This window comes from Mesorhizobium sp. M0898, from assembly GCF_040319695.1.
Taxonomy (GTDB): Bacteria; Pseudomonadota; Alphaproteobacteria; order Rhizobiales; family Rhizobiaceae; genus Mesorhizobium.
In genome coordinates this window covers 102,130-112,307 of sequence record NZ_JAMYOE010000019.1, presented here as the reverse complement: position 1 = coordinate 112,307, position 10,178 = coordinate 102,130, and the positions used below count along the sequence as shown (strand labels likewise).

The following is a 10,178-nucleotide window of genomic DNA, read 5'->3' as shown; positions in this document are numbered from 1 at the left end:
TTCTGTCTGGGAGGTGGGGGTGCGGCCCCCCGCGTAATCCACCGCGCGGCTCCCGCATCGGAACAGCGTGCGGTGGTCTATACGACGGCGATGCTCATGCGGCGTGCCGGCCGGCTGGACGAGCTGGGAGGCCGCTATGCGGCCTTGATGCGGGTGCGCGCCGGCGCGCTGCTCGGCGCACCGCAAGGGTTGCAAGGCAAAGCGCTCGACCACTGGCTCGACTCTCGCGATAAGGAGCAAGCCGGCGGCTTCACGACGCGCTCGCAAGCGGCCGGCGAGGCGAAGAATCTGACGCAGATGCAACAGGCAGCAGAACGGCTGCATGACTGGACGGCAAGGAGGCTCGGTGAACGTCGATGATGTGAAGGCCCTGGCGACACGGATCAGGGAAGAAGTGGCCAAGGCGATCACCGGGCAGCACGATACGGTCGACCTGATGCTGACCGCCTTGTTTGCGGGCGGGCATATCCTGCTGGAAGGTCCTCCGGGCACGGCCAAGACCATGACCGCGCGCTGCTTCGCCCAGGCGCTTGGGATCGCCTACGGGCGGATCCAGTTCACGCCGGACCTGATGCCCGGCGATATCGTCGGGTCGAACATCTACAACTTCCAGACCGGGCAGTTCACGCTGACGCGCGGCCCGATCTTCTGCGATCTCCTGCTTGCCGACGAAATCAACCGCACGCCGCCCAAGACGCAGGCCGCACTGCTCGAGGCGATGCAGGAGCATGCGGTCACCTTCGACGGCACCACGCATTCGCTCGGCCGCAATTTCATGGTCGTCGCGACCCAGAATCCGATCGAGCACCAGGGCGTCTATCCGCTGCCGGAGGCGCAGCTCGACCGCTTCCTGTTCAAGCACCGCGTCAGCTATCCCGGCCCCGAGGAAGAACGAGCCATCATCGTCCATCACGGCGGCGGCTCCGCCTCGCACGACATCGCGCAATATGGCATCGAAGCGCAGACGGACCGCGAGACGCTGCAGGAGGCCCTTGAAGTCGTCGGCTCCGTCACCCTTGTCGACGATGTCGTCGGCTACATAGCGGCGCTGGTTCGGGCTACGCGCGAAAATGCCGATCTGGAGGTCGGGGCCAGTCCGCGCGCCGGCGCCATGCTGGCGCGGGCGGCGCGTGCGCGGGCGGCGCTGGACGGACGCGCCTATGTGATCCCCGACGACGTCAAGGCGCTGGCGGTGCCGGCGCTGCGTCATCGCGTCATCCTTTCGCCTGCCGCACAGATCGATGGCCGGCTGGTCGAGCAGATCGTCTCCGACCTGGTCGACCAGACGGAAGCACCACGTTGATCTATCCCAGCGGCCGAGCGGTATGGGCAGCTGCGGCCGGCGCGGTGCCGGCCTTCCTGGTCGCGCTGGCGCTGCCGTCGTTCTGGTATCTGGGATTGCTGTGGAGTTGCCTGCTGCTTGCCTTCCTGGCGGTGGATGCCGCGGCCGGACGCGGACGGGCATCGCTGAATGCCAGCATCGATGCGCCGCAGCAGGTCGGTGTCGGCGGCGAGTTCAGCGTGCACGTCGCCGCCCGTCACTCGGGGCCGCGCGCCGCGGAGGCCCGCGTCGGCCACGATGCGCGTCTGGCGCCGGTGGACGGCAGCGGCGGCGCCTTGCTGCCAACCGCCGGAGGCGGCTCGCTCAACCTCCGCTTCCAGGCGCTGCGGCGCGGCGTCGCCAGCTTCGACCGTCTCTGGGTGCGCTGGCGCGGGCCGTTCGGGCTGGTCTGGAACCAGGTCGTGCTGCCGGTGGAAAGCAAGGTTGCGGTGCTGCCCGACGTCAGCAGCGCCCGCGGCGAGGCGATCACGCTGCTGCAACATGCGGCGCTTGCCGAAGGCCATGCGCAGCGCCGCGCCGGTCAAGGCCGCGAGTTCGACGCGCTCAAGGACTACCAGCCGGGCATGGGCCGGCGGATGATCGACTGGAAGCGCAGCGCCCGCCACGGCAAGCTGTTGGCGCGCGAGTTCCGCATCGAGGAGAACAACAACATCGTGCTGGCCATCGACAGCGGACGCCTGATGTGCGAACCGGTCGACGGGGTGCCGAAGGTGGACCGGGCGGTGACGGCCGCCCTGCTGTCGGCATTCATCGCGCTGAAGGGCGGTGACATGGTCAGCCTGTTCGGCTTCGATGCAAGGCCGCGCGTTTCGAGCGGCGCGGTGCGCGGCCCCGCCAGCTTTGCGATGATCCAGAAACGGGCCGCCGAGATCGACTACTCCAGCGAGGAGACCAATTTCACGCTGGCATTGACGACGCTGGCGGCGCGGCTCGACCGCCGCTCGCTGGTCATCATCTTCACCGATTTCGTCGATCCGATCAGCGCGGAATTGATGCTGCGCACCGTGGGCCGGCTCACCGAACGGCATCTCGTGCTGTTCATGATGATGAAGGACACCGAACTGGAGGGCCTGGCCGACCTGCCGCCACGCTCCGGCGAGGATGTTGCCCGCGCGGTCGTTGCCGGAGGGCTCTTGCGCGAAAGGCAGGTCGTCATCGGCCGGCTGCGCCTGCTCGGGGCGCATGTGATCGAAGCCGACCACAACCGGCTCGGCCCGGCGCTGGTCGAGCGCTATCTGCAGTTCAAGCAGGAGGATTTGCTGTGACGGCGCCGGTACGCGGCAATGCGGTGCGCGGCGACGCGGTACGCCAGTCGCTGGCCAGCTTCCGCCGCGAGCGCGAGGCCGACTGGAAGGCATTCGAGGCGCTGCTGGCGCGTGTCGAGAAGCGTGCGCCGCGGACGCTTTCCGAAGAGGAGCTGCTGTCGCTGCCGCTGCTCTATCGATCGGCGCTGTCTTCCCTGTCGGTGGCGCGCGCGACATCGCTCGACAATGCGCTGGTCGGCTATCTCGAAGCGCTGTCGCTGCGCGGTTATTTCTATCTCTACGGCGCGCGCCGCGGGCTGCGGCAGCGCCTCGCCGATTTCTTCCTGCATGACTGGCCCGAAGCCATTCGCGACCTGTGGCGCGAGACATTGGCGTCGGTCGCGCTGATGGTGATCGGCATTGGTGCAGGCGCCTGGCTGGTGGCATCCGACAAGAGCTGGTTCGACGCGATCATCCCGCCCGGCCTCGCAGGAGGCCGCGGCCCCGACACCTCGGCCGAACTGCTGCGAGGCATGCTTTATGATGGCGACAATGGCTTTCTCTCAGGCTTTGCCGCCTATCTGTTCACGCACAACGTCCAGGTCGCAATCCTGGCCTTCGCCCTTGGCTTCGCCTTCGCGGTGCCGACGGTGCTGCTGATGCTGTACAACGGCTGCATGATCGGGGCGTTGTTCCAAGTCTATTGGTCCAAGGGGCTTGGCATGGAGCTCGGCGGCTGGCTGGCCATCCACGGCACAACCGAATTGTTCGCAATCTCTTTGGCCGGCGCGGCGGGCATGCGCATCGGCACCAGCATCGCCTTTCCCGGCGAATTGACACGCATGGCGGCAGCGGCTCGCGCCGGACGCATCGCTGCGAACGCCATGGTCGGGGTCTCGGTCATGCTGCTGTTTGCCGGGCTGCTCGAGGGCATTGGCAGGCAGACCATCACCAGCGACGTCACGCGCTACGGCATTGGCGGGGGCATGCTGGTGCTGTGGATCGGTTATTTCTACCTGTTCCGGGCGGTGCGGCATGGCGATCGTTAAACGCGCCGCCTTCGCGGCTGTACGGCCGCTGATCACGCCCGAAGGCGTCGATCTCCGGATAAAGTTGGCCGACGCCGGCACGCGGGCCTCCGCCTTCCTGCTCGACATCGTGTTCATCGCCGTGGCTGCAATCGTGATCACGATCGTCGCGCTGTTCGGGGTGGGAGGCCTTGGCAGCGAGGGATTTCAGCCGCTCTTCGTCGTCTGGATCATCCTGATCTTCTTTCTGCGCAACGCCTACTTCATCGTCTTCGAAGCGGGCCGGCGCGCGGCTACGCCCGGCAAGCGGATCGTCGGCATCCGGGTCGCGTCGCGCAGCGGAGACGGCCTGTCGATCGACCAGGTCATCGCCCGCAACCTGATGCGCGAGATCGAGGTGTTCCTGCCGCTGTCGATCATCGTTGGACGCAGCGGGACCGACCTCGCCGACACGTTGACGACGGTGTTCGGACTGGTGTGGACGCTGCTGTTTGCCTTGTTCCCGCTGTTCAATCGCGACCGCATGCGGATCGGTGATCTGTTGGCGGGGACCTGGGTGGTAGAGGCGCCGAAGCGCGCCTTGCTTGAAGACCTGTCGGCACGGCAGGATCCGGCGGCCGGCGCCTTCCGGTTCAGCCACGCCCAGCTCGATGCCTACGGGATTGCCGAACTCCACAAGCTGGAAGAGGTGCTGCGCCGCGACGACTATTTCGCCCTGCGGACGGTGGCCGAAACGATCGGACGCAAGATCGGCGCGGCACCCCAAGCCCATGACGCACGCGCGTTCCTGACGGCGTATTACGGGGAATTGCGGGCGCATCTCGAGCGCAAGCTGCTGCTGGGCAACCGCAGGGCCGATAAGCATCAGCGGTAGGTTCGCTTTCGCAGCCCTTCTATTGGAGAACTACGATGGCTTGGGTTTGGTACGATCGATTGGATACGTCGTTTCAGCCGGCGACTTTTGACTACGGTTCTCCAGTAACCCCCGTTGATGCGATGACCTCCGTACCAATCGAGGAATCTCGTGGTCGGCCGGTGCTTCGTGCCAGATCCAATTTAATCAATTTTGAAAGCCTTCACTGCCCACCAACTGGCAACCCTCCGGCTGTTGATGATACGTGGCAGGAAATAATTTTGAAATTCGTGCCCCAAGAGTTTGTTCAATTTTATCCAATAACCTTAGTGACCCGCGACGGAACGACTAACAAGTTTTCTTGGGTTCTGCCACTCAGCCGGGTTCGCTGCATAGATCCAGAACGATCTGATGTTGCCAGCGCGGTGGAAGGAGGTAACGTCTTACATATAATTTCTTGTAATTTTTACGTACACTTTGAGCACTGCTTAGGTACTATTCATCTGGCTAGAGATGAGCAGCAGTTAAATCATATAGTTTTGTCCGACGAATTGAGAACTGCACTCGCCGTAACAGGCGAGTCCTCAATGTTTTTTCGACCAGGCGACGTTCCCACGTTGATTAGGCGGAGGGTCCACTGACCAAAGATAGCGCAAACTTTGCCAACCGGCCAGACCGCCCGTCGCTTCTTACCCCACCCACTTCTCATAATCGGACACCAGCAGATGCAGCGGTGCCGTGTCCTCGTCGATGTCCGCGAAGCGGCCGATTGGTTCGCGAAAGACATTGTCGGTGAGATCGTCGTTGACGGTCGAGACCTCGCCGATCAGCACGTCCTTGCCCTCGGCCCAGAAGGCATGCCAGATACCCGGCAGCAAAGTGACGCTCTGGCCTGGGTCGAGCTTCAGCAGCCCACCCGCAGGTAGTCTGTGGATGGTTCCGTCGACAGGCACCGATACCTCGGCCTTCGGATCGATGCCGCCATCGCGATCATGCATGAACAGCTCCAGCACCAGCTTGCCGCCGCCACGGTTGATAATGTCCTCGGCCTTGATGTTGTGGCGGTGCATCGGCGACAGCTGATCCTTGCGCGAGATCATGATCTTTTCGGCATAAAGCATGCCCATGCCCTTCTTCATGTCCTCGTAGCGGCCGTTGCGAACGGTGAACAGGAACAGGCCGAGCTCGTCGAATTTCTCCTGACCGTAGTCGGTGATGTCCCAGCCAAGCCGCGACGAGAAGATTGCCGACGAATCCTGCCGGCGCGCCTTCATCTCTTCCGGCGACCAGTAGGCGAAGGGCGGCATGATGTAGCCGAACGAGCGGATGAAGGCGTCGGCGTCGCGGATGATGTCGTTGATGGCGGAGCGTTTCATGGTCGTGGTTCCTTCCCGTCGCTTTGCGAGCGCTAGAACGATTCATCGTTTCACGGAACGCCGAACCGCTCTATCTTTTTTTGGACGCAATTCCGGACGGAAAACCGTTTCACACTTTTCCTGGAATTGCTCAAACCGCAATAGCCGAACGTCCATCCGGTGTCGATGCAAACTGCTGTCGCTGGCCCCATGACATGGGGTCCGATCAGGGCCATAAGGTCAACCAATTTTCCGATGGTGAGACCATGCGCAGCATAGACGACCTCGATACGCCGGCGATCCTGATCGATGCCGGCCGCGCCGAAGCCAATATCGCGCGGGCGCAGGCCCATGCCAACCGGCACGGGCTGAAGCTCAGGCCGCACATCAAGACCCACAAGCTGCCCTACTGGGCAAAGAAGCAGATCGCGGCGGGCGCCGTCGGCATCACCTGCCAGAAGATCGGCGAGGCCGAGGTCATGGCCGACGCCGGACTGACCGACATCTTTCTGCCCTACAATATCGTCGGGCGGGCCAAGCTGGAGCGCCTCAAGGCGCTGCACGGCCGCGTAACCCTCTCGGTGACAACGGACAGCATGGACACGCTGATGGGACTTGCCGCCACCTTTACCGATCCCGGCCACCGCCTGCCGGTGCTGGTCGAATGCGACACCGGCATGGGCCGCTGCGGTGTGCAGTCGGTCGGCGAGGCAGTCGCGTTGGCGAGCGAGATCGACAAGGTCCGGGGGCTCGTCTTCGGCGGCTTGATGACCTACCCGGGGGCTGGCCGCGCCGCCGAGACCGAGGCGTGGCTCGCCGATGCGCAGCAAGCACTTGCCGCATCCGGCCTTGCTTGCGAGCGCATCTCCAGCGGCGGCACACCCGATATGTGGCGTTCCGGCGAGCATAGCGTCATTACCGAATACCGGCCCGGCACCTACATCTATCTCGACCGCTATCAGGTCGCCAAAGGCGTCGGCAGCCTCGACGATTGCGCACTGACGGTGCTGTCGACGGTGGTCAGCCATCCAACGCCGACACGCGCCATCCTCGACGCCGGCAGCAAGGCCCTGTCCAGCGACACGCTGGGGCTCGCCGATTTCGGCGAGCTGCTGGGTATTTCAAGCGCAAGGGTGACCAGCCTCAGCGAAGAGCACGGCAATGTCACGCTGTCAGGCGGCGCCGAGCTTCGCATCGGCGAGCGCGTGCGCGTCGTGCCCGATCATTGCTGCGTCGTTACCAACCTGTTCGACGAGGTGCATCTGGTCGAAGGCGAGACGGTGATCGAGACGCTCCAGGTCAAGGCGCGAGGACGGATGGGGTGAACCAAGCTGGAGCGCGTGCGCTTCAGGTACAAAATCCTTCAAACGCTGGAGGGACAGCGCCCCCCCTCTGGCCTGCCGGCCATCTCCCCCTCAAGGGGGGAGATCGGTAGCTTCGCCTCTCTTTCAACATTCGCGATTGGCGAAACGATACGTGACATTCAATCTCCCCCCTTGAGGGGGAGATGTCCGGCAGGACAGAGGGGGGCGCGAAGGAACTCGACGGCGGTCAGTTAGCCTGCCTTGCCGCGACGCGGCGCATCGAAATGACTCGGCGGCGGAGGATTTCCGTGCGCATCGCCGCTAGGTGCAGCGCGAAGAAAAGCACGGTGAAGCCGAGTGCCATCACCAGCAATGGCCACAACAGGCTTGGGTCGATGGTCGGGCCACCGAGCCGGAACACCGACGCCGGCTGATGCAGCGTGTTCCACCAGTCGACCGAAAATTTGATGATCGGAATGTTGATGAAGCCGACCAGGGTGATGATGGCGGCGGCCCACGCGGCGCGCCCGGCATCGTCGAGCGCGCGGGTCAGCGCGATGATGCCGAGATACATCAGGAACAGGATGAAGACCGAGGTCAACCGCGCGTCCCATACCCACCAGGTGCCCCACATCGGCTTGCCCCAGATCGAACCGGTGATCAGTGCAAGGGCGGTGAAGACGGCGCCGATGGGTGCCGCCGATTTCAGCGCCACGTCGGCCAGCGGATGGCGCCAGACCAGCGTGCCCAGTGCCGAGACCGCCATCAGCGTGTAGCACATCATGGCGAGCCAGGCGAAAGGCACGTGGATATACATGATGCGAACGGTGATGCCTTGCTGGAAGTCCTCGGGCGCCGTGAAGCTCATGTAGAGGCCGACAGCGAGGATGATGGCGGCAACGCTCGCCAGCCACGGCACGACCTTGTCGGCCAGCCCGACGAACCGCGTCGGGTTGGCAAGGTCCATCCAGCCGGAGAGGCGTGAAGTCGTGTCGCTCATGCCGCCTTACATAGACCGCCGGCGGAGTTGCGGCAACCGCAGCGGCGAGGTCGGGGGCAGTTCCTCTTTCCCTCTCCCCTTGCGGGAGAAGGTGGCCGAGCGAAGCTCGGTCGGATGAGGGGTGCTGGACAGAATGGGGCGCTGGAATTCTGGCGCGTGGAGTTTCTTCCAACACCCCTCATCCGGCTCGGCGCTGCGCGCCGATCCACCTTCTCCCACAAGGGGAGAAGGGAAGCGTTCAAGCGGCTTCGTTCACCGGACGGCTGAGGCGGCGGACCTCCTCGTCGTTGAGCAGGCCGCCGGCGCGCAGCAGACTGGCGAAGCGACCGTTGCGCAGCGACAGTTCGGTGAACCCGCCCATCTCGACCACCCGGCCCTTGTCCATGAACACGACCAGATCGGCATCGCGAACGGTGGTCAGGCGGTGGGCGATGATGAAGGTGGTGCGGCCGCGCCGCAATTCGTCGATGGCGTCCTTGACGCGGTCTTCCGTCTCGACGTCGAGCGCGCTGGTCGCCTCGTCGAGAACCAGGATGGGCGCGTCCTTCAGCACGGCGCGGGCGATCGCGATGCGCTGGCGCTCGCCGCCGGACAGCTGTCCGCCGCGTTCGCCGACGACCGTGTCGTAGCCCTCGCTCTTCGACAGGATGAAATCCTGCGCGGCGGCGGCATTGGCCGCGGCATGAACCTCGTCATAGGTCGCCTCCGCGCGGCCGACGCGGATGTTGTCCTCGATCGAGCGGTTGAGCAGGCCGGCATCCTGGAAGACGGTCGCGATCGAATGGCGCAGCGACTTGCGGGTCACCGTGCGGGTGTCGATGCCGTCGATCAGGATACGGCCGCTGGACGGGGTGAAGACGCGCTGCAGAAGGTTGATGAGCGTCGTCTTGCCGGCGCCCGTCGGGCCGACGATGGCGACGGTCTGGCCGGCTTGGACCTCGAACGACGCGTCGTCGACGCCCTGCCCGGAATTGCCGAACTCGAAGCAGACATTCTCGAAACGCACATGACCGGTGACGTTGACGAGATCGCGCAGCCCATCGGGCTCGGCGGCGTCGGATGCAGAGTCCTCGAGATGATAGAATTCCTCGAGCTTGGCGCGCGCCTCGGAAATCTGGTTGGCGAAGGCCGACATCTGGTCGAGCCGGGCAATCAGCAGCGTGGCAAAGCCGGTAAAGGCGATGACGTCGCCGATGCGCAACTGGCCGTGCGTCACCAGATAGGCGCCGATCAAGAGCACCACCATCATCGAAATCGTCGACGACAGGCGGTGCAGCGCGTTGGCCATCGCCCACCAGTCGAGCACCGGATTCTGTGCGTCGAGCAGGTTCTTGACGTAGCACTTCAGCGCCTCGGTCTCATGGCCGATGCGGTTGTAGCTCTGCAGGACGGCGACGTTGCTGACCGAGTCGGTCACATGCGCAAATACCTTGTGGTAGTGCCGCTCCACGGCCGCCTGGCCTTCCTTGGTGCGCCGCATCACCAGCCGTCCGATGCCGACATAGAGCGCGCCAAGCGCCAGCAGCACCATCGACATGCGGATATCCATGCTGAGCGCGGTGGGCACCAGCAGGACCAACGCAACCGCCGTCGACAGATGCTGCCGCATGAATTCCAGCCAGAGGCTGAACAAGGTCTCGACCGCGCGCAGGAGCGTGTGCAGGGAATTGGAGGTGCCGCGCTGATGATGCCAGGCAAGCGGCATGGTGATCACGCGCTCGAACGACTGGCAAAGAACCTCGCTGCGCCGCTGGTGGGCAAAGCGGTCGGCGCCGCGCGCCACCAGCACGAAGGCGATGATGTTGAACGCGCCGAGGCCGGCCCACATTGCGAGTGTCGCGAATACCGAGCCGCGGTCCGAAATGGCATCGATCACCCGGCCGAACATGATCGGCTCGAGAATGGCGATAATGGCAAGCGCGACATTCGCCCCGCAGATAAACGCAACGCGTTTCCTGTCGGCAGCGAGATAACCAAGGGCTCGCCAGTAGATTTGCAGAAGTGACACTTCAGCTACTCCGCCAATTATTTATGGTGCAGTGCGTCATTTTT

8 protein-coding genes and 1 pseudogene are annotated in these 10,178 nt (G+C 64.2%); 6 read left to right on the top strand and 3 right to left on the bottom strand.

Going from position 1 to position 10,178, the window contains the following annotated elements:
• The 5 genes and pseudogenes from NKH90_RS20095 to NKH90_RS20075 all read left to right on the top strand — a co-directional run.
• Positions 1-360: pseudogene (locus NKH90_RS20095) on the top strand (DUF4350 domain-containing protein); the annotation flags it as partial.
• The gene (locus NKH90_RS20090) at positions 347-1,303 is read left to right on the top strand and encodes an AAA family ATPase (protein WP_352449246.1); all 957 of its coding nucleotides are present in this window, start codon (positions 347-349) and stop codon (positions 1,301-1,303) included. The pseudogene NKH90_RS20095 and the gene NKH90_RS20090, both read left to right, overlap by 14 nt.
• 44 nt (positions 1,304-1,347) lie before the next feature.
• The gene (locus NKH90_RS20085; RefSeq protein ID WP_352820541.1) at positions 1,348-2,607 is read left to right on the top strand and encodes a DUF58 domain-containing protein; all 1,260 of its coding nucleotides are present in this window, start codon (positions 1,348-1,350) and stop codon (positions 2,605-2,607) included.
• Positions 2,604-3,635 (top strand): stage II sporulation protein M, encoded by a 1,032-nt coding sequence (locus NKH90_RS20080; RefSeq protein ID WP_352820539.1) that lies wholly within the window; start codon positions 2,604-2,606, stop codon positions 3,633-3,635. Before NKH90_RS20085 ends, NKH90_RS20080 begins: the two co-directional genes overlap by 4 nt.
• Positions 3,636-3,699: 64 nt before the next feature.
• Complete coding sequence (locus tag NKH90_RS20075) at positions 3,700-4,488, top strand: RDD family protein (protein WP_352490118.1); 789 nt, start codon at positions 3,700-3,702, stop codon at positions 4,486-4,488.
• 668 nt (positions 4,489-5,156) lie between these two features.
• On the opposite strand, the gene NKH90_RS20070 is transcribed toward NKH90_RS20075, so the two are convergent.
• A complete protein-coding gene (locus tag NKH90_RS20070; protein ID WP_352820537.1) occupies positions 5,157-5,843 on the bottom strand; it encodes a D-lyxose/D-mannose family sugar isomerase in 687 nt (228 codons plus the stop codon).
• A gap of 245 nt (positions 5,844-6,088) precedes the next feature.
• On the opposite strand from NKH90_RS20070, the gene NKH90_RS20065 reads away from it, so the two are divergent.
• Positions 6,089-7,147: a D-TA family PLP-dependent enzyme gene (locus NKH90_RS20065; protein ID WP_352820536.1), complete on the top strand. Its 1,059-nt coding sequence runs from the start codon at positions 6,089-6,091 to the stop codon at positions 7,145-7,147.
• Positions 7,148-7,373: 226 nt separating this feature from the next.
• Here NKH90_RS20065 and NKH90_RS20060 read toward each other — a convergent pair whose 3' ends face one another.
• Entirely contained in the window at positions 7,374-8,126 is a 753-nt protein-coding gene (locus tag NKH90_RS20060; RefSeq protein WP_352820534.1) for a heme ABC transporter permease, read from the bottom strand.
• Between the two features lie 238 nt (positions 8,127-8,364).
• A complete protein-coding gene (locus NKH90_RS20055) occupies positions 8,365-10,134 on the bottom strand; it encodes a glucan ABC transporter ATP-binding protein/ permease (RefSeq protein ID WP_352614164.1) in 1,770 nt (589 codons plus the stop codon).
• Positions 10,135-10,178: the final 44 nt, after the last annotated feature.

Excerpts from the sequence above, each read along its gene's own strand:
- NKH90_RS20065 (WP_352820536.1), top strand. The coding sequence starts at position 6,089 with ATGCGCAGCATAGACGACCTCGATACGCCGGCGATCCTGATCGATGCC.
- NKH90_RS20070 (WP_352820537.1), bottom strand. The coding sequence starts at position 5,843 with ATGAAACGCTCCGCCATCAACGACATCATCCGCGACGCCGACGCCTTC.
- NKH90_RS20060 (WP_352820534.1), bottom strand. The coding sequence starts at position 8,126 with ATGAGCGACACGACTTCACGCCTCTCCGGCTGGATGGACCTTGCCAAC.